Source organism: Neobacillus niacini (assembly GCF_023715415.1).
Classification (GTDB): domain Bacteria; phylum Bacillota; class Bacilli; order Bacillales; family Cytobacillaceae; genus Neobacillus; species Neobacillus niacini_C.
In genome coordinates this window covers 29739-55743 of sequence record NZ_JAMBOB010000007.1, presented here as the reverse complement: position 1 = coordinate 55743, position 26005 = coordinate 29739, and the positions used below count along the sequence as shown (strand labels likewise).

At 43.0% G+C, this 26005-nt stretch carries 23 protein-coding genes; 5 read left to right on the top strand and 18 right to left on the bottom strand.

Annotation, left to right across the window (positions count from 1 at the left end; translation table 11 throughout):
- Positions 1 to 125 precede the first annotated feature (125 nt).
- From M3189_RS17255 to M3189_RS17210, 10 genes are all read right to left on the bottom strand, one after another.
- Positions 126 to 1721, bottom strand: a complete 1596-nt coding sequence (locus M3189_RS17255; RefSeq protein ID WP_133369756.1) for a CTP synthase — start codon at positions 1719 to 1721, stop codon at positions 126 to 128.
- 250 nt (positions 1722 to 1971) lie between these two features.
- Positions 1972 to 2547, bottom strand: coding sequence for a DNA-directed RNA polymerase subunit delta (rpoE, locus tag M3189_RS17250; protein ID WP_251635738.1), 576 nt, complete (start codon positions 2545 to 2547; stop codon positions 1972 to 1974).
- A gap of 270 nt (positions 2548 to 2817) precedes the next feature.
- Complete coding sequence (locus M3189_RS17245; RefSeq protein ID WP_251635736.1) at positions 2818 to 3003, bottom strand: hypothetical protein; 186 nt, start codon at positions 3001 to 3003, stop codon at positions 2818 to 2820.
- Between the two features lie 175 nt (positions 3004 to 3178).
- Positions 3179 to 6445: a fused isobutyryl-CoA mutase/GTPase IcmF gene (icmF, locus tag M3189_RS17240; protein ID WP_251635734.1), complete on the bottom strand. Its 3267-nt coding sequence runs from the start codon at positions 6443 to 6445 to the stop codon at positions 3179 to 3181.
- Between the two features lie 29 nt (positions 6446 to 6474).
- Positions 6475 to 7131: a TetR/AcrR family transcriptional regulator gene (locus M3189_RS17235; protein WP_251635733.1), complete on the bottom strand. Its 657-nt coding sequence runs from the start codon at positions 7129 to 7131 to the stop codon at positions 6475 to 6477.
- Positions 7132 to 7162: 31 nt separating this feature from the next.
- A complete protein-coding gene (locus M3189_RS17230) occupies positions 7163 to 8302 on the bottom strand; it encodes an acyl-CoA dehydrogenase (RefSeq protein ID WP_251635730.1) in 1140 nt (379 codons plus the stop codon).
- Between the two features lie 99 nt (positions 8303 to 8401).
- Positions 8402 to 9532: an acyl-CoA dehydrogenase gene (locus M3189_RS17225; RefSeq protein WP_251635728.1), complete on the bottom strand. Its 1131-nt coding sequence runs from the start codon at positions 9530 to 9532 to the stop codon at positions 8402 to 8404.
- Between the two features lie 14 nt (positions 9533 to 9546).
- Positions 9547 to 10398: a 3-hydroxybutyryl-CoA dehydrogenase gene (locus M3189_RS17220; RefSeq protein ID WP_251636436.1), complete on the bottom strand. Its 852-nt coding sequence runs from the start codon at positions 10396 to 10398 to the stop codon at positions 9547 to 9549.
- 210 nt (positions 10399 to 10608) lie between these two features.
- Complete coding sequence (locus tag M3189_RS17215) at positions 10609 to 11796, bottom strand: acetyl-CoA C-acetyltransferase (protein ID WP_251635726.1); 1188 nt, start codon at positions 11794 to 11796, stop codon at positions 10609 to 10611.
- Positions 11797 to 12131: 335 nt separating this feature from the next.
- The gene (locus M3189_RS17210; protein ID WP_251635724.1) at positions 12132 to 14231 is read right to left on the bottom strand and encodes a heterodisulfide reductase-related iron-sulfur binding cluster; all 2100 of its coding nucleotides are present in this window, start codon (positions 14229 to 14231) and stop codon (positions 12132 to 12134) included.
- A 205-nt stretch (positions 14232 to 14436) separates the two neighbouring features.
- Between M3189_RS17210 and cls the strand changes: the two genes are divergently transcribed.
- From cls to M3189_RS17195, 3 genes are all read left to right on the top strand, one after another.
- Complete coding sequence (cls, locus tag M3189_RS17205; RefSeq protein ID WP_251635723.1) at positions 14437 to 15636, top strand: cardiolipin synthase; 1200 nt, start codon at positions 14437 to 14439, stop codon at positions 15634 to 15636.
- A gap of 14 nt (positions 15637 to 15650) precedes the next feature.
- Positions 15651 to 16607, top strand: coding sequence for a UV DNA damage repair endonuclease UvsE (gene uvsE, locus M3189_RS17200; RefSeq protein ID WP_251635721.1), 957 nt, complete (start codon positions 15651 to 15653; stop codon positions 16605 to 16607).
- A 66-nt stretch (positions 16608 to 16673) separates the two neighbouring features.
- Positions 16674 to 16802, top strand: coding sequence for a DUF4023 family protein (locus M3189_RS17195; protein ID WP_251635719.1), 129 nt, complete (start codon positions 16674 to 16676; stop codon positions 16800 to 16802).
- Positions 16803 to 16836: 34 nt separating this feature from the next.
- Here M3189_RS17195 and M3189_RS17190 read toward each other — a convergent pair whose 3' ends face one another.
- The 5 genes from M3189_RS17190 to speE form a co-directional block, all read right to left on the bottom strand.
- Positions 16837 to 17016, bottom strand: a complete 180-nt coding sequence (locus M3189_RS17190) for an H-type small acid-soluble spore protein (protein ID WP_251635717.1) — start codon at positions 17014 to 17016, stop codon at positions 16837 to 16839.
- Positions 17017 to 17121: 105 nt separating this feature from the next.
- The gene (gene argS / locus M3189_RS17185) at positions 17122 to 18792 is read right to left on the bottom strand and encodes an arginine--tRNA ligase (protein WP_251635716.1); all 1671 of its coding nucleotides are present in this window, start codon (positions 18790 to 18792) and stop codon (positions 17122 to 17124) included.
- Positions 18789 to 19214 (bottom strand): DUF1934 domain-containing protein, encoded by a 426-nt coding sequence (locus M3189_RS17180; protein WP_251635714.1) that lies wholly within the window; start codon positions 19212 to 19214, stop codon positions 18789 to 18791. Before M3189_RS17180 ends, argS begins: the two co-directional genes overlap by 4 nt.
- Positions 19215 to 19436: 222 nt before the next feature.
- Positions 19437 to 20309 carry an agmatinase gene (speB, locus tag M3189_RS17175; RefSeq protein WP_251635712.1) on the bottom strand — a complete coding sequence of 291 codons (873 nt, stop codon included), beginning with the start codon at positions 20307 to 20309 and terminating at the stop codon, positions 19437 to 19439.
- Positions 20310 to 20451: 142 nt separating this feature from the next.
- Entirely contained in the window at positions 20452 to 21279 is an 828-nt protein-coding gene (speE, locus tag M3189_RS17170; RefSeq protein ID WP_251635710.1) for a spermidine synthase, read from the bottom strand.
- 209 nt (positions 21280 to 21488) lie between these two features.
- Between speE and M3189_RS17165 the strand changes: the two genes are divergently transcribed.
- Positions 21489 to 23558 (top strand): transglycosylase domain-containing protein, encoded by a 2070-nt coding sequence (locus M3189_RS17165; protein ID WP_251635708.1) that lies wholly within the window; start codon positions 21489 to 21491, stop codon positions 23556 to 23558.
- A 136-nt stretch (positions 23559 to 23694) separates the two neighbouring features.
- Here M3189_RS17165 and M3189_RS17160 read toward each other — a convergent pair whose 3' ends face one another.
- Together M3189_RS17160 and M3189_RS17155 are read right to left on the bottom strand one after the other, a co-directional pair.
- Positions 23695 to 24207 carry a YwhD family protein gene (locus M3189_RS17160; protein ID WP_251635706.1) on the bottom strand — a complete coding sequence of 171 codons (513 nt, stop codon included), beginning with the start codon at positions 24205 to 24207 and terminating at the stop codon, positions 23695 to 23697.
- Positions 24208 to 24227: 20 nt separating this feature from the next.
- A complete protein-coding gene (locus M3189_RS17155) occupies positions 24228 to 24881 on the bottom strand; it encodes a site-2 protease family protein (RefSeq protein WP_251635705.1) in 654 nt (217 codons plus the stop codon).
- A 363-nt stretch (positions 24882 to 25244) separates the two neighbouring features.
- Between M3189_RS17155 and M3189_RS17150 the strand changes: the two genes are divergently transcribed.
- Positions 25245 to 25430, top strand: a complete 186-nt coding sequence (locus tag M3189_RS17150) for a 2-hydroxymuconate tautomerase (RefSeq protein ID WP_179158010.1) — start codon at positions 25245 to 25247, stop codon at positions 25428 to 25430.
- 52 nt (positions 25431 to 25482) lie between these two features.
- Here the strand turns inward: M3189_RS17150 and M3189_RS17145 are convergent, their stop codons facing one another.
- A complete protein-coding gene (locus M3189_RS17145; RefSeq protein ID WP_251635702.1) occupies positions 25483 to 25992 on the bottom strand; it encodes a YwgA family protein in 510 nt (169 codons plus the stop codon).
- Positions 25993 to 26005 lie beyond the last annotated feature (13 nt).

Here is a 26005-nt window from a genome sequence, read left to right as displayed (position 1 = left end):
TTTAGGTTATGGACTTTTTTAAAGTGGTTATGGACTTTTTTCAATAGGTTTTGGACTATTAGACATTTTCTGGAAAATCCAACCATAAAAAAGCCAGTTCCCCATAAAGAGAACTGGCCAAAATTTTATTTTTGCAAGGTAGCTTTAATAAATTCACGGAATAGCGGTTGCGGACGGTTTGGTCTTGAAACGAATTCCGGATGGAACTGAGACGCAACAAACCATGGATGGTCTTTCAGCTCAACGATTTCCACAAGACGGCCATCTGGGCTAGTCCCAGAGAACACAAATCCAGCGTCCTCCATTTCTTGACGGTAATGATTGTTAAACTCATAACGGTGGCGGTGACGCTCATAAATCACTTCATCCACATAGGCTTCGAACGCCTTCGTACCTTCAATGAGACGACATGGGTAAAGACCCAATCTTAATGTTCCGCCTAAATCCTCAACATCCTTCTGCTCTGGAAGTAAGTCAATGATTGGGTGCTTGGTTTCCGGTACAAATTCAGCAGAATGTGCATCCTGGTAGCCAAGAACGTGGCGTGCATATTCAATCGTTGCCAGCTGCATCCCTAAGCAAATGCCAAGGAAAGGCTTCTTCGTTTCACGAGCATAACGAGTTGCTTGGATTTTCCCTTCAATCCCGCGGTCACCGAAGCCGCCTGGTACAAGGATTCCATCCACATCATGCAGAAGCTCTGCAACATTATCTGAAGTAACATGTTCGGCATTGATCCACTTGATTTCCACATCAGCATCAAACGCATAGCCTGCATGCTTCATCGCCTCAACAACAGAAATATAAGCATCTTGAAGCTCAACATATTTTCCAACAAGACCAATGCGAGTTTTGCCGGAAAGATTAAGAACCTTGTCCACTAACGCTTTCCATTCGGTCATTTCTGGTTCTGGTGTCGTTAGTTTCAAGTGGTCACAGACAATTTGATCCATATGCTGCTCCTGAAGAGCAAGTGGAATCGAATAAAGTGTATCCGCATCCTGACATTCAATGACCGCTTTCGCATCGATATCACAGAACAAAGCAATTTTATCCTTCATATCTTGAGAAACTGGCATTTCTGTACGAACAACAATGATATTTGGCTGAATACCAAGGCTGCGAAGCTCTTTAACACTGTGCTGCGTTGGTTTGGTCTTCATTTCACCAGCCGCTTTAATGTAAGGAATTAATGTACAGTGAATGTACATCACATTGGAACTGCCAATATCACTCTTAATTTGACGAATCGCTTCTAAGAATGGCAGTGACTCGATGTCACCTACTGTTCCTCCGATTTCAGTGATAACCACATCGGCATTTGTTTCGTTGCCAGCACGGAAGACGCGTTCCTTAATTTCATTGGTAATGTGCGGGATAACCTGAACAGTTCCACCGAGGTAATCACCACGGCGCTCCTTGCGCAAAACAGTAGAATAGATTTTTCCAGTGGTCACGTTCGAATACTTGTTTAAGTTAATATCGATAAAGCGTTCATAGTGTCCTAAGTCTAAGTCCGTTTCCGCACCATCATCGGTAACAAATACTTCACCGTGCTGATAAGGACTCATCGTTCCTGGGTCCACATTAATATATGGGTCAAACTTTTGAATCGTAACGTTCAATCCTCGATTTTTCAACAAACGGCCTAAAGAGGCTGCGGTAATCCCTTTTCCTAACGATGAAACCACACCGCCAGTTACAAAAATATACTTCGTCATAAAATATCCTCCTCTAATTCAGTTTGTGCAATATTCTTGTTGTTAAAAGGCTTCTTTTATAAAATTTTTTAAATTGTAAAGAAGTTTCGGGCTTTTCGCCGAAAGAGCTATGTATCATTTGACTATAAAAAATAAAAAAGCACTCCACTTACGTTAAACGTAAGGGAGCGCTTTATAAGCGAATTATGATCCGTTCCTGTTTAAAGGAGCCCAAAAAAGATTCTACAAGTGCAGAGGTAAAAAGTCAAGCCTATAATAGGTCGTCTTCATCCTCTAATTCTTCTTCTTCATCCAGATCCTCGTCAAGGTCTTCTTCTTCATCAAGCTCAAATTCATCGTCGTCTTCGATAACATCTTCATCATCGTCTAAATCATCGACATCGTCAAGATCATCTAAAAGATCATCCTCATCGTCATCGTCATCGAGTAGGTCGTCTTCATCGGCGAAGTCATCAAGCTCTTCGTAATCTTCATCGACATCATCAAAGTCTTCAAGCTCGTCTTCATCGACAACCTTTTTCGCCTTTTTCTTCTTCGGCTTAATCACGGTAACGACTTCTTCTTCCTGTGTATCGACTGGATACCAAACGCGAAGTCCCCAGCGGTTGTCTCCTAATGAAAGAAAACGACCGTCAATATTTATGTCGGTATAGAATTGTGCAATTCTTGATTTGATATTTTCCTCTGAAATTTCTGTAGCTGCCGCAATTTCTTTGATTAAATCATGGAAGGAAATTGGCTGTTTGCTGCCTTTTAGAAATTCATACGCCATCTCAATGAGGGATAACTCTTGTAACTGCTCTTTTGAGAAACTCTGTAAACTCAATATCGGCACTTCCTTTCTCTATTTAACACTCTGTATTTACATGAGTGATAACGGGCTTAAAACTATGTCTTGTCTAGCTACAGCGCCTAGGGGCTCGGGGTCATAAGCCAATCCGTCAAAAAGGTTAAAGAGCAACCTTTCCGCCGGCTCGTCTTATGCCTGTCGCCCCTGTGCAAGGCGCTTTCGCTTTTCACGTATTTTGACATATTCTTCATTATAAACAATATTCTCCCGTTTATGCTAGTTCTATCTATTGTTTTGTTTGATATTTTACCTCTTTGCCTGGGGATCATCGGGTTTCTTCTCTGTTTTCAGCATTTTCAACTCTTTCATCGCTGAAAAAAAGAAGAGAATCGCAAGGACGAGAAAGGAAATTGCCCCTAATTGATGTTGATAGAGATAGTATAACGGCCAGGCTAAAATTATTAATAGTAAAATCAAATGTTTTATCTTCATCTGTCAACACCCGCCCCAGGCACCATTGATGTATGTATGCCATCTATTATATAAGAAAGAGAGCTAATATTAGTACTAGTTTAAAAATTATTTTTAGCAGTGATTGGAGTTGATTAGTTTAACATAAAAAACAATGGCTTAAAAGCTTTTGCTTTTTAAGCCATTGCATATTTCTTTACATATTTCTTCTATACTGCCCGCCTACTTCGTAGAGGGCTTTTGTGATTTGTCCGAGGCTGGCTACTTTTACGGTTTCCATTAGTTGTGCAAAGATATTTTCGTTGTTGACGGCTGCTGCTTTTAACTTTTCTAATGCTTTTTCGGTATCGGCCGCATGCGCTTGTTGGAAGGCACGTAAATTGGTAATTTGTAATTCCTTTTCCTCATAGGACGCTCTTGCCAGTTCCATGCTGTCGATTTCTTCCGCAGAAGGTGGATTCGGATTTAAATACGTATTCACACCGATGATTGGAAGCTCACCTGTATGCTTCTTCGTTTCATAGTACATTGATTCATCTTGAATTTTTCCGCGCTGATACTGGGTTTCCATTGAACCTAGCACACCGCCGCGGTCATTTAAGCGTTCAAATTCTTGAAGAACCGCTTCCTCTACAAGGTCCGTCAGTTCCTCCACAATAAAAGAACCTTGAAGTGGATTTTCATTTTTCGCTAAGCCATGTTCTTTTGTGATAATCATCTGAATGGCCATCGCACGGCGAACGGATTCCTCTGTTGGTGTAGTAATCGCTTCATCATAGGCATTGGTATGAAGCGAATTACAGTTATCCTGCAATGCCATCAACGCTTGCAACGTGGTGCGAATATCATTAAAGTCAATTTCCTGTGCATGCAGCGAGCGGCCAGAGGTTTGAACATGGTACTTTAGCTTTTGGCTGCGTTCACTCGCACCGTATTTATCACGCATAACACTTGCCCAAATCCGGCGGGCTACCCGGCCAATTACCGTATATTCAGGATCCAAGCCATTCGAGAAGAAGAACGATAAGTTTGGTGCAAAGTCATCGATGTTCATTCCGCGACTTAAATAATACTCGACATACGTAAAGCCGTTCGATAGTGTAAATGCCAGCTGCGAAATTGGATTCGCACCCGCCTCGGCAATATGATAACCAGAAATCGAAACAGAATAATAGTTACGCACCTGCTGGTCGATGAAATACTGTTGAATATCGCCCATCATTCGTAGTGCAAACTCTGTTGAAAAAATACATGTGTTTTGACCTTGGTCTTCTTTTAAAATATCTGCTTGCACGGTACCGCGCACAGACTTTAGCGTATACGCCTTTACCTGCGCAAATTCCTCCACGGTTAGCACACGCCCAAGCTCCGCTTCTTTTTTCTTCACCTGCTGGTCAATCGCTGTGTTCATGAACATCGCTAAAATAATTGGAGCAGGACCATTAATGGTCATCGACACCGAAGTAGATGGATGACAAAGGTCAAAGCCGTCGTAAAGCTTTTTCATATCATCCAGTGTACACACATTAACGCCGCTTTCACCAATCTTCCCAAAAATGTCTGGACGGTGATCTGGGTCCTCCCCATACAAGGTAACCGAATCAAATGCCGTACTTAAGCGTTTTGCATCATCATCCTTGGATAAATAGTGGAAACGACGATTTGTTCTTTCTGGTGTTCCTTCGCCAGCAAACTGACGCTTCGGATCTTCCCCTTCTCGTTTGAACGGGAACACGCCTGCTGTAAACGGATAAGAACCAGGTACATTCTCACGATACACCCAGCGGAGAATCTCACCGTAATCTTTATATCTTGGTAAAACGACCTTAGGAATGTCAATGCCAGAGAGGCTCTTTGTTTTTAAAATGGTAATGATTTCTTTGTCACGAATTCTTGTTACAAATTTATCAGCCTGGTAAGCAACCTTTGTTTTCTCCCAGCCATTTAGTATTTTTTTCGACTCTGGTGTTAATTTCTCTTCCGTTGCTTGCTTAATGGCTTCTAAGGAAGCAAGAACTTCAGGATTGCCTTCTGTCTCTTTGACCGCTGCAATTGCCCCTTCAAGCTGGAATAATTTCCGGGCAATATTTGCTTGTTCTTCGGCTTTTTGATGATAGCGGCGGACTGTCTCCGATATTTCCCGGAGATAGTAACGACGGTCAGTTGGAATAATCACATTTTGCTTTTCTACTAACGCCGATTTACTAAAAGAAGTCACCCAATCCGTGCCCATTTTTTGATTTATTTTTTCAATAAGTGCCGCAAATAAGGCATTGGTTCCGTGATCATTAAACTGGCTGGCAATCGTACCGTACACCGGCATTTGTTTTGTGTCTTTTTCAAACAGCATATGACTGCGCTGGTATTGCTTTTGCACCTGACGCAGTGCATCCTCAGAGCCCTTGCGCTCAAATTTATTAATGACAATTAAGTCTGCGAAGTCAATCATATCAATCTTTTCGAGCTGTGATGGCGCACCGAATTCACTGGTCATGACATAAAAGGACACATCACAAATCTCGGTAATCTCGGCATCGCCCTGGCCGATACCGCTCGTTTCAACAATGACAAGGTCAAATCCAGCTGCCTTCACAACCGATACAGCATCTTTAATCGCTAGTGAAAGCTCGGTTTTTGAAGAACGGGTTGCCAGGCTTCGCATATAAACATTCGGATTAAAGATCGCATTCATCCGAATGCGGTCGCCTAAAAGAGCGCCGCCTGTTTTTTGCTTCGTCGGGTCAACCGATAGAATCGCCACTTTTTTATCAGGAAGTTCATTGATGAATCGGCGAATCAATTCATCGGTCAATGAACTTTTACCCGCACCGCCCGTACCAGTGATTCCGACAACAGGAATCTCTTTCGTTAGTGATTTTACTTTTTCAAGCAGACTTTCCGCAGCGGCTGCTGCTTCCCGGTTGCTGTCTACATGAAGCTCAGCAAGGGTAATCAATTTTGAAATCGCATTGACATCACCCGCTGGAAGCTTTTCAATGTGATCAGCATGATCAGCACTAACCGTTGGGAAGTCACATTCCTCGAGCATTCGGTTAATCATTCCCTGAAGCCCCAGCTTCCGGCCATCCTCAGGCGAGAAAATCCAAGCAATCCCGTAATCATGCAGTTCCTTAATCTCACGCGGGATAATAACACCGCCACCGCCGCCATAAATGCGGATGTTCGGCGCCCCTTTCTCCTTCAGCAAATCGTACATATACTTAAAGTATTCGACATGACCGCCTTGGTAAGAAGAAATCGCAATCCCCTGCGCATCCTCATGAATCGCCGCATTGACAACCTCTTCGACTGAACGGTTATGACCAAGATGGATGACCTCTGCTCCGCTCGCCTGCAGAATTCTCCGCATAATATTAATCGAAGCGTCATGTCCATCAAACAAACTCGACGCCGTTACAAAACGAATATGGTGCTTCGGCTGATAAACCTCCGTCGTACTCATATGTCTCCCCCTTTGTTTTTCAAAAATTTTCATTTCGTTATCGTCCCTTTTTTCTGGGCTTGACTAAGTCCGTTAATTCCTGAAAATAAATACTCCGTTTGCAATTCTATATATTCTTCTAAACTAAATAACTTTTGCAGTGTCCAGCGGCGGAAGCTCCACATTTGTCCCTCGACAATAATCGTGTGCGAAAGAATTTTTACCTGACTTTCCGTTAAATTCAATTCCCCATTTTCCACACACAGCGTGATGAGTTTTTCAAACATCGCCGCCATCTCATTTTCCTTTTTCAACACATATGGAAGAGCATCCTTGGTAAGCGACTTCGCCTCTTGATACATGACCAAGATTTCCTCCTGCAGTTCATCAATAACCCGAAAATAATTGGCAATCCCATGCTTCAGGCTTTCAAGCGTACCCTGCTTATCTTCAAGGTCCTCCTGAAGCCGCTCGCTCACATGGTCATAAATGCTATCACAAACAAGGTAAAGGACGTCTTCCTTCGAACGAATATATTCGTATAACGTCCCAATGCTAAAGCCTGCAGCCTTCGCAATTTCCCTTGTCGTCGTCCGATGAAACCCTTTTTCTTTAAAAAGTGAAACGGCCCCTTTAATCATCTGATCCCGTCTTCTTTGTACAAGGCGTTCATCTTTCACTGAAGCTTGCACTTCACGCTTTTTCATCCCTTTTTACCGCCTTTATTCATTAAAATGGTTATTTCGTAATCATTCTGGAGATCACGAGGCGTTGGATTTCCTGTGTTCCTTCATAGATTTGCGTGATTTTTGCATCACGCATGTACCGCTCAACTGGATAATCCTTTGTATAACCATAACCCCCAAATACCTGAACGGCTTCCGTCGTAACCTTCATCGCCGTGTCGCCAGCGAATAATTTCGACATGGCCGATTCCTTGCCATACGGCAGACCCTCTGACTCGAGCCATGCAGCTTGATAGGTTAATAGTCTTGCTGCTTCAATGTTTGTTGCCATATCCGCAAGCTTAAAGCCGATGCCTTGGTTAGCAGCAATTGGCTTGCCAAACTGCTGGCGTTCTTTCGCATAGTCCACCGCAGCGTCAAGCGCACCCTGTGCAATCCCAACAGCCTGTGCCGCAATGCCGTTTCGGCCGCCATCAAGCGTCATCATCGCAATTTTAAAGCCATCGCCCACTTCACCAAGTACGTTGGTGACAGGCACCTTACATTCTTCAAAAATAATTTCTGTTGTAGGTGATGAACGAATGCCAAGTTTCTTTTCTTTTTTCCCAACCGAGAAGCCTGGGTAGTCACTTTCGACGATGAAGGCAGTCGTTCCTTTTTGTTTGCTAGACGGGTCTGTTAATGCAAAAACCACGTAAATGTCAGCGATACCGCCGTTTGTGATGAAAATCTTTGAACCGTTGAGGACGTAATGATCGCCTTCAAGTCTTGCAGTTGTTCTCATCCCGCCAGCATCCGAACCGCTGCCAGGCTCCGTTAAGCCATAGGCACCGATCTTTTTACCTTCTGCCATCGGACGAAGATATTGCTGCTTTTGCTCCTCAGAACCAAATTTATAAATTGGCCAGCCCGCTAATGAAGTGTGTGCCGATAGCGTTACACCCGTTGAAGCGCAAACTCTTGATAACTCTTCCACCGCAATACAATACGCTAGATAATCGCTGCCGATTCCGCCGTACTCTTCCGGCCACGGAATCCCCGTTAGGCCAAGCTCCGCCATTTTGTCAAAAATCTCACGATCAAAGCGCTCCTCCTCGTCACGCTCAGCCGCTGTTGGAGCCACCTCATTTCGAGCAAAATCCCGAACCATTTTTCGAATCATTTCATGTTCTTCAGATAAGCGAAAATTCATTTTATATGTCCTCCTCAAGGTAAGTTCTCTATTAATTGAACCGTTGTTACGAAAAACCATATAGTTCTTACAAACACAATTTCGTATGATATCTACAAATTAAAGATATTTACTAATTACAATCCTCTGAATCTCACTTGTTCCCTCATATATCTCGGTCACCTTAGCATCACGGAAATAGCGCTCAACGGGATAGTCCTCGGTATAGCCATATCCACCAAACACCTGAATCGCTTCTGTTGCCGTCTCCATAGCCGTTTTCGATGCAAATAACTTTGCAATCGAAGCTTCCAGTCCACATTTTAGACCCTGTGCCCGTAAATCCGCTGCCCGATAGAGTAATAGTCTTGCAGCTTCCACATTCGTCGCCATATCCGCCAATTTGAAACCAATTCCCTGCTGAGCCGCAATCGGTTTGCCAAACTGTTGACGTTCCTTTGCATACCCCACTGCTGCTTCTAATGCCGCTTCCGCAATCCCAAGTGCTTGCGCCGCTATGCCAATTCGCCCGACATCCAGGTTCGCCATCGCAATTTTAAACCCTTCGCCTTCTGCACCCAAAAGGTTTTGGGCTGGTACTATCATGTTTTCAAAGGTAAGCTGTACCGTACGAGAGCCATGAAGTCCCATTTTATGTTCATCCTTGCCAATCACGAGGCCAGGTGAATTTTTTTCCACAATAAACGCTGAGATTCCGTTGCTGCCTAGTTCAGGATTTGTTGAAGCAAATACGATATAAACATCTGCTTCCCCACCATTGGTGATAAACATCTTTGAACCGTTGATGACATAATGATCATCCTTTTTTACTGATCGGGATTTCATATTTTTTGCATCTGACCCTGAGCCTGCTTCCGTTAAACAAAACGCCGCCAAATACTCACCTGATGCCAGTTTTGGCAAAAATCGCTGCTTTTGTTCGTCCGAGCCAAAATACAGGATAGGGTTCGTTCCGACAGACGTATGAACGGAAAGTATCACGCCCACTGTAGCACTTACTCGTGAAATCTCGTTGATAGCGATGATGTAAGAAACAAAATCCATTTCAGCACCGCCGTATTTTTCTGGAACTGGAATTCCCATCAGGCCAAGCTCACCCATTTTCCGAAGTATCTCCCGAGGAAATTCTCCCTTCTCCATCCGCTCAATAAACGGGGCAATTTCGTTTTGGGCAAAATCGCGCACCATTTTTCGCATCATTTCCTGCTCTTCTGAAAATCTTAGATTCATAGTAACACTCCCGACTATTCGTATGTGTAGAAGCCTCGACCAGATTTCTTGCCTAGCCAGCCAGCTTTAACGTACTTGCGCAGCAATGGGCATGGGCGGTATTTAGTATCACCAAAGCCTTCATGTAAAGTTTCCATGATATAAAGACATGTATCCAGTCCGATAAAATCAGCCAGCGTCAACGGCCCCATTGGGTGATTCATCCCCAGCTTCATGACATCGTCAATGGCTTCCTTCGTTGCCACACCTTCATACAGTGTGTAAATCGCTTCATTGATCATCGGCATCAGAATTCGATTCGCCACAAATCCAGGGAAATCATTAACCTCTACCGGAACCTTGCTGAGCGTCTTTGTCATATCTTCAATCACTTGATAGACTTCATCCGCTGTAGCCAAACCGCGAATGATTTCCACGAGTTTCATTACTGGCACCGGATTCATAAAGTGCATTCCGATTACTTTTTCCGGACGTTTCGTGGCAGCCGCAATTTCCGTAATCGGCAGTGATGATGTATTGCTCGCTAAAATCGCATGAGCTGGCGCAATTTCATCCAACTGTGCGAAAATCTTTGTTTTAATTTCCATGTTTTCAACCGCCGCCTCAATGACGAGGTCGACACTACGGGCATCCTTTAGTTCAGATGAAGGTGTAATTTTGTTTAAAACTTCCTGTTTTTGCTCTTCTGTCATACGTCCCTTATCCACATGACGAGATAAATTTTTGCCGATTATCCCCAAACCGCGTTCCACAAATTCCAGTTTTAAATCATTCAGATACACTGTGTAGCCAGCCTGTGCACAAACCTGAGCAATTCCGGAACCCATTTGTCCGGCTCCAATGACCATAATTTTTTCAACCTTCATTATTTCCCCTCCAATTGGGAGCTTGAACTGCATTCAAGCCCCTTTATTTTTTAAAAAATTTGACGTATTTGAGTTTTGGACTTTTTTTAAGGTGTTTTGGACTATTTCCAGCATGTTTTGGACTATTTTCATGACCTTTTGGACTATTTTTATGTGGTTATGGACTTTTTCCAACCACTTTTGGACAATTAGACAATATTTGGAAACCAACTAGGATCTAGGAACCTCAATCATTACCGCATCACCCTGTCCGCCGCCGCTGCAAATCGCTGCAATTCCAATTCCGCCCCCGCGGCGCTTCAGTTCATGCATTAACGTAATAATAATTCTAGCCCCGCTCGCTCCAATCGGATGACCAAGTGCGACCGCACCGCCATTGACATTCAACTTTTCCGCATCTAAGCCAGCGATTTTTCCACTTGCTAAAGCAACCGCTGCAAAGGCTTCATTGATTTCAAATAAGTCAATGTCTTCTACGTTTTTACCGGTCTTTTTCAATAATGTGTTAATGACGACTCCTGGTGTTTGTGGAAAATCCTTTGCTTCAAGGGCAATCGCTGCATGCCCTAAGATAATTGCCTCCGGCTTTCTGCCTTCACGCAACGCTCTTTCTTCACTCATTAGAACGAGGGCCGCCGCACCGTCATTGATTCCAGGCGCATTACCTGCCGTAATCGTTCCATCAGAGTTAAATACAGGTGCTAATTTTGAAAGTCTTTCAATTGAGGTGTCTTTTCGTGGTGATTCATCATGCTCGACTACAACCGGTGCACCTTTACGCTGCGGTACAGTGACAGGCACGATTTCTTCTGCAAAAATACCGCCTTCGATTGCAGCAATTGCTCTTTGGTGACTTCTATATGCCCACTCATCTTGGGCCTCTCGGCTGATTTCCATTTCTTTTGCGGTCGAATTTCCGTATGTTCCCATATGAACGCCTGTGAAGCTGCAGCTTAGGCCGTCATGAATCATTAAATCCTTCACAGATGAATCGCCCATTTTTAAGCCCCAGCGAGCTTTTGGTAAAATATAAGGCGCATTGCTCATCGATTCCATTCCGCCTGCTACAATCAAATCTTCATCGCCCGCACGGATAATTTGGTCCCCTAACGTGACACTGCGCATACCGGATGCACATACTTTATTGATGGTCTCTGTTTTCACTTCCCAAGGAAGACCTGCTTCTCTCGCTGCTTGGCGTGAAGGAATTTGTCCCTGGCCGCCTTGTAAAACTGTACCTAAAATCACTTCCTGCACGTCTTCCCCCTTAACCTCTGCTTGTAAAATCGCCTCTTTTACAGCAATTCCACCAAGCTGTGCGGCAGTTAAACTGCTTAGTGATCCGCCAAATTTACCAAATGGTGTTCGAACTCCACTTAAAATAACTGTTCTTCCCATCCAAAACACTCTCCCTTTTTATCGCTTTAAATCATTACCGACTGAACGCTCGCTCGATATAGCAGCAAAAAAAAATCCCTCACACTGAAAGCGTTTTCCTACCCACTATCTATTTTACATAATAAAAGGCAAAAGTTGAAATGTTTTACACAAAATTCTTAATATTTTATGAATTTAGGTAATCTTCAATCAACTTCTGCCTCAAATCTATTCTGTCTAGCTCCGGCACCTAGCCCCTCGAGGTCACTTCGGTCCAACTGGTGAAGTCAAAGTGCACGACTTCACCCGCTGGGCCTCCAGTGCTTGTCGGGGCTGGACAAGGTGCCTCCGCTTTTCTAAGCTACTTCCCCACAAACTGCTTTTTCTAAAAGCTCTGCGACATCATAGGTTGCAATCTTTTCTTCTACTTCTTTTGCCTTGGTTCCGTCTGATAACATCGTTAAGCAGTACGGACATCCAGAGCTGATAACAGAAGGATTGACTGCAATCGCCTGCTCGGTTCTTGCCACGTTAATACGGTGTCCGGTTTCTTCCTCCATCCACATCAAGCCGCCGCCTGCACCACAGCACATTCCTGTATCTCTGTTTCTTTCCATTTCCACGAGCTGTACACCAGGAATTGATTTCAAAATTTCACGTGGTGGATCGTAAACGTCATTGTATCGGCCTAAGTAACATGAATCATGGAAGGTAATCTTTTCATTGACTGCATGCTTCGGTACAAGCTTCCCAACACGAACGAGCTCATAAAGAATCTCGGTATGGTGATAAACCTCTGCTTCTAAACCGAAGTCAGGGTATTCATTTTTGAAAATATTGTAGGCATGCGGGTCAATCGTAACAATCTTCTTAACCTCCGCCTTTTGGAATTCCTCAATATTCTTCGTCGCAAGCTCTTGGAACAAGAACTCATTGCCGAGACGGCGCGGTGTATCCCCTGAGTTTTTCTCTTTGTTACCAAGAATCGCAAACTTCACGCCTGCTTCATTCATCAGCTTCGCAAAGGAAAGAGCAATCTTCTGGCTGCGGTTATCGTAGGATCCCATTGAACCCACCCAGAATAAGTATTCGAACTCTTCGCCTTTTTTGTTCATTTCTTTTACTGTAGGGATTTCAACATCCTCGCGAACTTCACGCCATGTTTCACGCTCTTTTCTATTTAAGCCCCACGGATTTCCTTGACGTTCAATGTTTGTCATCGCACGCTGAGCGTCTGCGTCAAGCTTTCCTTCTGTTAAAACAAGATAACGGCGTAGGTCGATAATTTTATCCACATGCTCGTTCATAACAGGACACTGGTCTTCACAGTTTCGGCAGGTTGTACAAGCCCAGATTTCCTCTTCAGTGATTACATCGCCAATCAAGCTTGGGTTATAAGCAAGTGTGGCAGCTGTTTCTTGTGCACCTTGACCGCTTGCTGCAAGTGCGATTTGGTTACCCGTTGTATTGCCAAATGCGAAAGTTGGCACCCACGGCTGTTTCGACGTAACGGCAGCACCATGGTTCGTTAGGTGATCACGCATTTTTACGATTAGGTCCATTGGTGACAGCATTTTTCCTGTTCCTGTTGCCGGACACATATTGGTACAGCGTCCACATTCTACACAAGCGTAAAAGTCGATCATTTGGTGCTGTGTGAAGTCCTCAATTTTTCCGACTCCAAAGGATTCCTGTGACTCGTCCTCAAAATCGACCTTCTTCAACTTACCTGGTTTTTCTAGTCGGTTAAAATATACGTTTGCCGGTCCGGCAATTAAATGTGCGTGTTTGGATTGTGGTACATAAACTAAGAAAGTTAAAAGGAATAATAAGTGCAGCCACCATGCCGCATAAAAAATGACAATTGAAGCGGTTTCACCAATTCCTGAAAAAATAAGCGCAATTAATGATGCAATTGGCTCTGTCCAAGTGGCTTCGTGGCCGTGCCAGATAATGCCCATCCCGTTTCCTACTAGTACGGAAAGCATTAACCCACCGATAAAAATCAACACAAGACCTGATTTAAAATTGCGTTTTAGGCGGACAAGTTTTTCGACATAACGTCTGTAAAATGCCCATATGACGGCAATTAAGATCATGAGTGTAACAATTTCTTGGAAGAAAGTAAATCCAGCATAAAGCGGTCCGAGAGGTAAATGCGAACCCGGTACTAATCCCTTCCAAATAAAATCTATCGCCCCAAATTGGACAAGAAGAAAGCCATAAAAGAACATGACGTGCATGGCACCGCTTTTCTTGTCCTTTAATAATTTCTTCTGACCAAAAACATTGACCCAAATTTTTTGCATTCGTTCTTTGACATTATTGTCAAACTCGACTTTCTTCCCCAGCTTAATGAATTCAATCCTCGTTTTCACTACGTAAACGAATAGACTGATCGCGTAAGCGGTTACAGCCAGGAATGCAATGAGGTTTACCCATAAAAGCCCATTCATTCAATACGCCCCCTTGTTTTTTACTATCCTTTTTACTAGAAAATTTAAAACCAATACAATTTTCTGAATACTATTAAATCCATTATATAATGAATGAGCATTCAGTCAAATGGTTTTCTGAAAATTTATTTACCCTTTTATCAAATTCATACTATAGCCTCTGTTTGGCAAACCTAAAACAAATGATTGGAGGAACGATACTCAAATGAATTTACCATCCATAGTCATCGCTCTTATACTTCTTATCATTGTATGGCTTTACCTTGATTTCACCCTTGGCAGGAAAAAGCATTTAAGCCTTTTTCAAAAGCGAGAAACGCCAATTCTTCACGGAAACTTTGATATTTTCCCACATGGGAAAGAGCTGTTTGCCGATTACTTTCATGAACTAAATAATGCCGCAAGCCATATTCATATCCTTTTTTATATCGTGAAGGATGACCAATTTACTCAGCAGTTCTTCACTATTTTAAAAGAAAAAGCCAGGCAGGGAATTGAAGTCAGACTACTGGTCGACCGGATTGGCAGTCATAAAGTGAAGAAGCCTGCGATTAATGAACTGCGTGCTGCTGGAGTTCATTTCGCCTTTAGCAACACTATCCGGCTTCCGTTTCTCTTTTATTCCTCTCAGGTTCGAAACCACCGCAAGATTACGATTATTGATGGAAAAATTGGTTATCTTGGCGGCTTTAATATTGGGAAAGAATATATTGATCAAGATCCAAAGCTTAGCCCATGGCGAGACTACCACCTTAAAATAACCGGTGAAAGCGTTCCATACCTGCAGCGAGAGTTTTTTATTGATTGGAATGAATATTCTGCTGAAAAGGTGTCTGCAGATGCTTATGCTCCAAAGCAGCCAAAAGGGAAGATTCCTCATCAATTTGTTCCCACTGAAGTGGGCTCTCTTGAAGACAAGCATCTCCACTTGATGCAATGTGCCAAAAAGTCGATTATGATCGGAACACCTTATTTCATTCCAAGCAAAAAACTCACCCATGAACTCATTGGTGCCGCAAAGCGCGGAATTAAGATTACCATTGTCGTTCCCTATATCACTGATCATATGCTTGTCCAGGAAGCTTCATACCGCTATTTCCGTTTGATGTTGAAAGCAGGAGCACAGGTTTTTCAATATAAAAATGGTTTTTACCATGCAAAATCGATTATTATCGACGACAGCCTATGTGATATCGGGACCGCTAATTTTGATAAACGAAGCTTATTTTTAAACAAAGAAATGAATTGTTATTTTCATGATCCTTCGTTTGTAAATCGGTTTAAGGAAATCATTCACAAAGACATATTAGACTCCAAGCCTCTGAGGCTGGAGGATCTTAATAAGCCTAATTTACTCAGAAGTTTTAAGGAAGGCATTGCCGGTGCTCTCTCATTCTTTTTATAGTAAGGAGTTATGGTATGAAGATTCGTTTTGGCTATGTTTCGACGGCCATTACACTGTGGGACGCCTCTCCGTCGAAGACACTTACCTTTACACGCTATCAGCAGTTGTCAGATTCAGAGCGAAAACACAAATTGCTTGAACTTACCCGGCTCAATCTTGCCCATACGCTTCGAATGTTATATTTCAATCTTGCCCATGAGATTGAATTGTACCGGTTATCAAGTTCTATTGTGCCGTTGGCTACCCATCCAGAGGTGTTTTGGGATTTTGTCACTCCTTTTAAAAAACAATGGAAAGAGATTGGCGCATTAATAAAAAAGCACAATTTGCGGGTAAGCTTTCATCCGAACCAGTATACGTTATTTACCTCTCCACAAGAAAAAATTACAAAGAATGCCGTCATTGATATGGAATACCATTATCGAATGTTCGAGGCAATGGGTGTCGAGGATAGAGGCATGATGAATATTCATATTGGCGGGGCATATGGGGATAAGGTGGAAACCATTGTTCGGTTTCATGAAAATTTAAAGAGGCTTCCGAGCCATATTAAAAAGGCAATGACCCTGGAGAACGATGACAAAACCTATCATACAGAGGAAACGCTGATTGCTTGTGAAAAAGAAACCATTCCGTTTGTGTTTGATTATCATCATCACATGGCAAACCTTTGCGATCCGCCACTAGAGGACTTGCTGCCAAGGATTTTTCATACCTGGGATCATGTTGACCTTATCCCAAAAATCCACATTTCCTCACCAAAGGCTGAGAAGGAATTTCGGTCACATGCCGATTACGTGGACCTGGAATTTATCATGCCGCTGCTAAAAATGCTGAAGGAAATCGGACAAGATGTTGATTTCATGATTGAGGCGAAGGCAAAGGACCAGGCAACGTTGAAATTAGTCGAGGATATTAGCAAGGTTCGTGGATTTAAACGCATCAGCGGGGCTGCCATTGAGGTGAAATAACTCCCAGCATTTTTGCAAGGAGAAATGGTTAAAGTAACAACAGATTCACACAAGGAGGGATTGTTAATGGAGAGCACAAACGAGTTTGTTCAAAAATTAGCTGAAAATCAAAAAAAGCAGGAAAAAAATAAAAAGCACGGCAACAACGACCCCGAAAGCAAATTACCAAACCACAAGCACTCACAAGGTGTTTAAAAAGAAAGAGTCTCCCTTTTCGAGGAGACTCTTTCTACTCTTCAATTAAATTCAAAACTGGAACTTCCCGTTCATTCTCCGGATCAGACTTCGCATAAATTCGCGCCATCTTCGTATGATCATCCACATGCTGAATAATTACAGGCATCCCCTCATACGTAACATTAATCATCTCCAGAGAATCAGCAATCTCCTTCGCTCTTCCCACATTCATCAAGGTCACCCCCATCTACACATCTCAAAAATCACCTTACTAACATTTACCAAAAAGCGGAAAAGTATGCAGTGATGTATAAATGGTGCCTGTCACCGTGAGAGCTTACATTTTTTCAGGCGCTGAAACACCAATCAGTGCTAATGCATTGCGCAGTGTGATTTGAACGGTTTTGATTAAGGCGAGGCGCGCCTTAGTGCGCTCTGGCTGCTCGCTGTCTAGTACTTTTTCCGCATTGTAGAAGCTGTGGAAGGTTGAAGCTAGTTCCATAATATAGTTTGTAACGCGGTGTGGTACACGCTTCAAAGCTGCCTCTCCAACCGCTTGCGGGAACTCGCCCAGCTTCTTCAACAGCTCAACTTCTTTTTCCGCACCAATTAATGAGAAATCAGCATTCTTATCAACCGTAATCCCTTGCTCCTCGCCCGAGCGCAAGATGCTGCAAATTCTCGCGTGTGCATATTGAGCATAATACACAGGATTTTCATTTGATTCCGATACCGCTAAATCTAAGTCAAAATCCATGTGGGTATCCGAACTTCTCATCGCAAAGAAATAACGAGTGGCATCGAGGCCGACCTCATCAACCAAATCACGCATCGTGACCGCTTTACCGGTCCGTTTACTCATCTTCATCTTTTCACCGTTTTTATACAGGTGGACAAGCTGAATGATTTCCACCTCGAGGGCATCACCACCATAGCCAAGTGACTGAATCGCCGCCTTCATCCGCGGGATATAACCGTGGTGATCGGCACCCCAAATATTAATCAGCTTCTCAAAGCCACGGTCAAGCTTGTCTTTATGGTAAGCAATATCCGGTGTCAAATACGTATACGAACCATCTTGCTTAATGAGCACACGGTCCTTATCGTCACCGAAATCTGTTGAACGAAGCCATGTTGCGCCCTCTTCCTCATAAATATAGCCGCTCTTCGTAAGCACCTTTAGCGCCTCATCGATTTTTCCATTTTTATAAAGGGAAGTTTCCGAATACCAAACATCAAACGAAACACGGAAATCCTCAAGATCTTTTTGCAATTTCGCCATTTCATATTTCAAGCCGTACTCTCGGAAAAATTCAAAACGCTCCTGCTCGTCCACATTTACATACTTATCGCCAAACTCTTCTGCCAGCGTCTTCCCAATTCCAATGATATCCGCACCATGGTAGCCGTCCTCCGGCATTGCTTTTTCCATGCCTAACGCTTGGAAATAACGCGCCTCAACGGAAAGTGCTAGATTATTAATCTGATTACCAGCGTCGTTAATATAGTACTCACGGGAAACATCATAACCCGCTTTCGCTAGAATATTGCAAAGTGAATCGCCGACCGCTGCACCACGCGCATGGCCAAGGTGCAGGTCACCCGTTGGATTCGCTGAAACAAACTCAACCTGAACCTTCTGCTTGCCGCCGACCGTCGTTTCCCCATACTTTTCTCCAGCATCAAGAACCGTCGGAATTAAATCCGTTAGGTACGCATTATTCATATAAAAATTAATGAACCCTGGACCTGCGATTTCCATTTTTTCAATGGAGGCTTTCGAGAGGTCAAAATTTTCAATAAGTGTTTCCGCAATTACCCGTGGCGCCTTCTTCGCAACACGTGCAAGCTGCATCGCCATGTTGGTTGAATAATCACCATGCGCCTTTTCCTTCGGTATTTCTAGGACGACATCCGGAATCTGGTCTTCACTTGCAAGATTTGCCTTCACAACCGCTGCCCGAATTTCCTCTTTTAATCTACTTTGAACCTGTTCTACAATGTTCATTTCTTTTCCTCCTGAAACGCAATTTCTAACTGATATGTACTTGTCGGACTACCCTCCATTGAAAAATCATAAAGAACATCAAAATGACCCTTACCCTTTTCCTTTTCATAGGAATAGTCTAATCTTTTTGCCTTTGTCACGGTTTTAAACTGACCAAACGGCATTTCATAACTGCCATTCAGCTTTCGATTCAATTCAAATGGAAGACGCATTTTAACGGCACCGCCGCGTAAAATCAGGGCATCCTTTGCGGCCATCTTCACAATCGTCCGTACACTTCCCTCTTCCATCGCTTCCTCATATCGAAGATACGCAGCATTTCCTTTTTCAAAGTATGTACCAAATACCATCAATTCAAAAGTCTCTTGCTGGTCAATTGTCGTCTTGACGTTAATTTTCACAGGCAGTTCAGGGATTGACAATCAAAATGCACACCCTTTTTTAAAAATGAACCTTATGCAGGTCCTTGGAATTTTTCTAGTTTGCCAACTAGGGCACTTTTTCTATTATCCAGTTCCAGCGTCTAGGGGCTCGGGGTCATAAGCCCCTGAGCAAGACGCTTCCACTTCTAACATTATAACGATAGTCAAGCCACAATTCAAAACATGCCTGCCCCGCAATTGGGACAGGCACGAAAAAAGTTTTTATTTCACCCAGCCAAGCAGCATTTCACGAATCAATTTGCTGGCAGTGTTTGCTGTTTGTTCAGATGGATCGTAAATAGGTGCGACTTCAACAAGGTCACAGCCAACCACGTTCACACCAGAACGAGCAATTTCATGAATAGAAGCGAGAAGCTCTTTTGAAGTTATCCCACCAGCATCGACCGTACCTGTACCAGGCGCATGTGCTGGATCCAAAACATCGATATCAATCGTGACATAAACTGGTCGCCCGTCAAGCTCAGGAAGTACCTCTTTTAACGGCTGATGCACTTCAAATTTCGAAATGTGCATACCGTTTTCCTTTGCCCATTGGAATTCTTCCCTCATCCCTGAACGGATACCAAAGGAATAAACGTTCTTCGGTCCAATGTGTTCAGCAATTTTGCGAATCGGAGTGGAGTGGGATAGCGGTTCACCCTCATAGTTCTCCCGAAGATCCGTATGGGCATCCATATGAATAATTGCTAAATCAGGATATTTCTTATAGACCGCCTTCATCACCGGCCAAGACACCAAGTGCTCGCCGCCCATGCCAAAAGGAAACTTGCCAGCCGCTAACACTTGATCAACGAATTCCTCAATCAAATCTAAGCTCTTTTGGGCATTTCCGAAAGGAAGTGGAATATCACCGGCATCAAAATATTTAACCTCTTCTAGCTCGCGGTCCAAATAAGCAGAGTACTCTTCCAGCCCAATCGATACCTCACGGATTCGAGATGGACCAAAGCGTGAACCCGGACGATAGCTGACCGTCCAGTCCATCGGCATTCCATATAGCACAACCTGGCTATCCTCAAAATTCGGATGACTCTTTATAAACACATTACCAGAATAAGCCTCATCAAAACGCATCTATCAAACCTCACTTATATTTTCATATTTGCAATTCTAACTGTCCGCCTGAGGGTTGGAAGTGTCCGCCCCAGGTGGACAGTGTCCACGAGTGGTGCCTGTCACCAAAGGTGACAGGCACCGCTGCAGGAGCATCAATACATTACTTCACTAAATCCCCAACAAATTTAGGCAGGACGAATGCTGCTTTGTGAAGTTCTTTTGTGTAATATTTGGTTTCGATTTCGTGGAAGCGGTCTTCGCTTACTTCCAATGGGTCGTGTTTTTTTGATCCGATGGTGAATGCCCATAGACCACTTGGATACGTAGGGATGTTCGCTACGTATAAACGGGTAATCGCGAAGATTTCCCTAACGTCTCGTTGTACGCTGCGAATAAGATCCGCTTTAAACCAAGGGTTATCAGACTGCGCTACAAAGATTCCATCTTCTTTTAATGCCTTAGAAATTCCCGCATAGAACCCTTTTGTAAATAGGTTCACTGCTGGTCCTACTGGCTCGGTTGAGTCAACCATAATTACGTCATATTCATTTTCGCTTTTTGCGATATGCATGAAACCGTCGTCTACTTGAACATCAACGCGCGGATCATCAAGCATGCCAGCGATTTCTGGTAAAAACTTTTTAGAGTACTCAATTACTTTTCCATCAATATCAACAAGCGTTGCTTTCTTCACACTTGGGTGCTTCAATACTTCACGGATAACGCCGCCATCACCGCCGCCGACAACTAAAACGTTCTCTGGGTTTGGATGTGTAAATAAAGGTACATGCGCAACCATCTCGTGGTAAACGAATTCATCCTTAACAGAGGTCATAACCATGTCATCTAGTAGAAGCATGTTGCCCCATTCTTCTGTTTCCACCATATCAAGCTTTTGAAATTCTGTTTGTTCCGTATGTAAAGTTTTATTTATCTTCATTGTAATACCGAAGTTTTCAGTCTGCTTTTCTGTAAACCAAATTGCCATGTTTCATCTTCCTTCCGAATTCTTATTTATACTAAGAAATGATTCCATTTTTATAGTACCCAAACTATTGAATTACAAACATAAAGAAAAGTCTAGCATAATCTATCAAAATTTCTAGAAAAATTTTCTTATTGCTAGTTTAAAACCCTTAATTTGTCTCAATACTGTTACTATGGATTTTTTACAAATCGGCGAAGGAGGGTATTGTTGTGGAAGTGATGACGAATCATGGGTTTCGAAAAACGGTAAAATACTTGCGTGCTTTTATCATCATTAGTTTGATAGGCTTGGCATGTATGCTGATTGTTTTCCTTGGAATTCTGGGTTATGCCAAAATTCTTGGGGCGCCGCCGCTTGCCGTTCCACAATCCACCTTATTCTTTGCCAGTGATGGGACGCTGATTGGGGAAAGCAATAGCGGTCAAAAACGATACTGGGTTCCTCTTGAAGAAATTTCACCCGATTTGATTCATGCGACAGTCTCGATTGAAGATAAAAATTTTTATGAACATAATGGCTTTGATTATAAACGGATTATCGGTGCGATTCTTGCTGATATTAAAGCTGGCGCAAAGGTTCAGGGTGCCAGCACAATTACCCAGCAATATGCCCGGAATCTATTCCTTGAGCACGACAAGACGTGGTCACGGAAATTAAATGAAGCTTTTTATGCGATTCGGATTGAAATGAATTATTCAAAGGAAGAAATCTTAGAAGGCTATTTAAACACAATTTATTATGGCAACGGTGCATATGGGGTCCAAGCGGCCAGCCAATTTTATTATGGAAAAGATGCTTCTGAGTTATCCCTGGCGGAAAGCTCAATGTTAGCAGGTGTTCCAAAAGGGCCTAGCCACTATTCACCACTGGAGTCCTTGGAAAACGCTACAAAACGCCAAAGAATTATTCTAAACTCAATGGTAGAAAACGGTTATATAAAAAAAGAAACGTCCCTAAAGGCAAAGGAAACCCCGCTTACCTTTACGGGCGCACATCCACATAAGCGCGTAGAAGCGGCACCCTACTTCCAGGATGCTGTAAGAAATGCATTAAAAAATCAACTCAATCTTGATGAACGGACCATCGAACTTGGCGGTTTAAAAGTCTATACTACCCTAGATTTAAAACAGCAGGAGACTGCGGAGAAAAAAATTCTAGAAACAATTGCGAGTGAATCTGAAATTCAGGTGGGCCTCGTCGCCATGGATCCGAAAAACGGTCATATCAAAGCGATGGTTGGCGGCCGGAATTATGATGAAAGTCCGTTTAATCGTGCGGTTCAAGCGATTAGACAACCAGGCTCGACCATTAAGCCAATTCTATATTACGCAGCATTGAACCAAGGATTTACCCCATCCTCAACAATGAGAAGTGAAAAAACTACCTTTAAACTAGATGATGGCAGAGCGGAATATTCACCACATAACTTTAATAACAAGTATGCAGACGGTGAAATAACCCTTGCACAAGCCCTGGCTGTCTCAGATAATATTTACGCAGTCAAAACGCACCTTTTTATGGGTGCAAAAACATTGATTAATACAGTTAAAAACTTTGGAATCTCTACAAAAATGGATAATGTCCCTTCACTTGCGCTAGGTACATCCGGCGTTCGGGTTATTGACATGGCGAATGCCTATAGCCTTTTTGCCAATGGCGGAAAAAAGGTAGAACCGACCTTGATTACAAAAGTAGAAGACTATAATGGAAATGTTATTTTCGAAAGAAACCACGAGCCCCAAAAGGTTCTAGACCCTGCAAAAGCCTATGTAATGACACAAATGATGACAGGAATGTTCGATAAGAAGCTGAACGGCTATGCCAAGGTTACAGGAAATTCCCTGATCGACGACATCACACGTCCTTATGCAGGTAAATCTGGTTCCACCGAGACGGACAGCTGGATGATTGGTTTCACGCCACAGTTGGTGACAGCTGTTTGGGCTGGTCATGATGTAGGGAAGCCGATTACCCTAACTGCGGAAAAAAGCTATGCGAAAAACATTTGGGCAAGGTTCATGGAGGAATCGTTAAAAGGTAAGCCGGTCAAGGCATTTGCTCCGCCAAAAGAGGGTGTCATTGGCGTTTACGTCAATCCTGAAAACGGCAAACTTGCCTCAAAGGATTGCCCGGTCCGCCGCTTTACCTATTTTGTAGCAGGCACTGAGCCGACTGAATACTGTACAGATCATTTACAGCATAAGGATGATAAACCAGCGAAGGAGAAACAGAATCCAAAGGACCCTTGGTATAAAAGGATTTTTAAGTGGGGCGCCTAGGGCTGCGCTTCGAAATGAATTAGAAAAGCTCCGGAGAATGTCTCCGGAGCTTTTCTGTGTCCTAGTGTTATCGTGCTTAAACACTGCCTTCATTTTACTACTTATTTTTTAAAAATGCTATTGCAAAAAATTAATTTTATTCAACTGCCAGGCCATTTTTTAACTCTTCAACAGAATTGTTCCACATATCTAAATTGTGATTTTTGAGGAAGTCAGATAAGATTTTTTTCGATTTATCGTCCATATGGTCAACGATGATATGACGCTTCAACGACTTATCCATCCGGTTCACATGCTCAGGCAGCGACTTGTAACCGCGGCGGATTTCACGGTCCACGGTCATTTCACAGGCAGTGACTCCGGCATAATAAGGACCCTCTTGTTTCCGATCCACCGTCACCCACACCAGCCAGTACGGTTTGCCGTTTGGAACTTCTTCCTTTGTCTTAAGGAACTTAATTCCCTTTTCGACCACACTGCGTGCATGCATTGCACCGACATCGATGACCGCATCACCTGCGTCAACATCGACAATCACGGGAGAAACATTATCAAGGCTCAATGCCCCCTTGCCAAAGCCCTTATGTCCATCTGTCGGGTCAGGTTTAATTATATTAAAGCCTATTGGTTTTTTCTTGTTTTCTTCCATTAAACCAGTAACCTCCTATGTTAAAAAAATAGTTGATAAAAGATATTATTTAATCCCTGCCAGATTCCAGGGATAATGAATTGGAAAATCGGCTGGATGGTGTAGCGATCGAGGGGAGTAATCACCAGAATGATAAAGATTAATACCCCATACTGCTCAAATTGAGTCATTTTTGCTCGAATATGGTTTGGCGCCAAATCCTCTAGAATCCGATAGCCATCCAAAGGCGGAAACGGCAATAAATTAAAGACAAACAGAACTAAATTAAGCCAATTAAAGATTTCAAAGAATTCAAAAATACCTGGAAGGTTCACCGCTAAACCAGTACGCGCTAATCCAAAGGCAGCAAAAAAACCGATTGCCGCAAGGATAAGATTACTAAGAGGACCTGCTACAGAAACTAATATACCTGCCAGGCGGGGCTTTTTAAAGAAAAAGCGATTAACCGGCACCGGACGGGCCCAGCCAAAGCCGGCAATAAAAATTAAGATGGTACCAAATGGATCCAGATGCTTCAACGGATTCAAGGTCAATCGACCCTGCTTTTGTGCTGTATGATCTCCAAATTTATAGGCAACATACGCATGGGCAAATTCATGAAACGTGAACGCAATCATTAACGTAATCGCCACATAGGGAATTTCCCGTAACGAATAAGCAAGAAATCCTTCCAAATTAGTTTCCCCATTTCTCCTCTTTTTTCCTTTTAGTATACATGATACTGGATATAAAATGAAAATGTTTGCTAAACTATCTATGTTGTTAAGAATCTGGCTGTGTTAACTGGCCTGTTGATTTGTGCTCCAGGCGCTTCGCTTTCCGCGGGCGGAACGGGTGAGCCTCCTCGGCGCTAAAGCGCCTGTGGGGTCTCACCTGGCCCGTCATCCCGCAGGACTTTGAATTACATCCTCGAATCTGCCCACGCACGAAGAAAATGCGATAGCATTTTCGAGGAGTCTCGCGCCTTCCGCACAAATCAACAGGGTTCCAAAAAACAAAAGTTTCCTTTACACAGCCATAAAAGGAGGAATACATATATGCCATATGTAACTGTAAAGATGCTTCCAGGGCGTTCGGATGACCAAAAGAGAGCACTTGTTGAAAAGGTGACGGATGCTGTCAGTGAAACGACTGGCGCACCAAAAGAGGCTGTTGTTGTTTTTATTGAAGAAATGCAAAAAGAACATTACGGTGTTGCCGGCGTTCGTGCCAGCGACAAATAGCCAAAAAAGTGTCCGTGTCTTTGAAGACAGCTTCAAAAACGCGGACACTTTTTTAATTAAGCTTAGCTTTTTCTTTTAATTCCTCAATATACGCATAGGCTTGGTCAATTTCTTCCTCTGTATACCGCTGGCTGCTTTTTAATGTAAAGACTTTGTCGGTTACTTCTTCTTTCGATAGATTATCAAAATATAAAACAGTCGAAACAAGCTCGAGGAATCTAGCATTCTGCTCGTTCATATCTCCTAGGCAATCTTGTAAAAATGGCATTTCCACTTCGTTTAAGCTCAAAAACTCTTTTCCTGTGTCAGTCAACGTATAGCGGTATTGAAAATAACCGCCCTTTTTCTCTTTGATTTCATTGAGAAATCCCATATTGCAAAGCTCTTCGACACGCAATGTTAATTCCTCAGAATATGGGCCATAAAAATGAAACTGAAACCGCTCATGGAACGGAAAGCTCACCTTTTTTGCAATATATATCATCTTTTGCAGCTTTTTTCTTCCGATGATTTCTCCGGATACTAAAACAGCCTGCATCAGCTTAGCATGATCTCTTAACAAGTTTCGTCAGCTC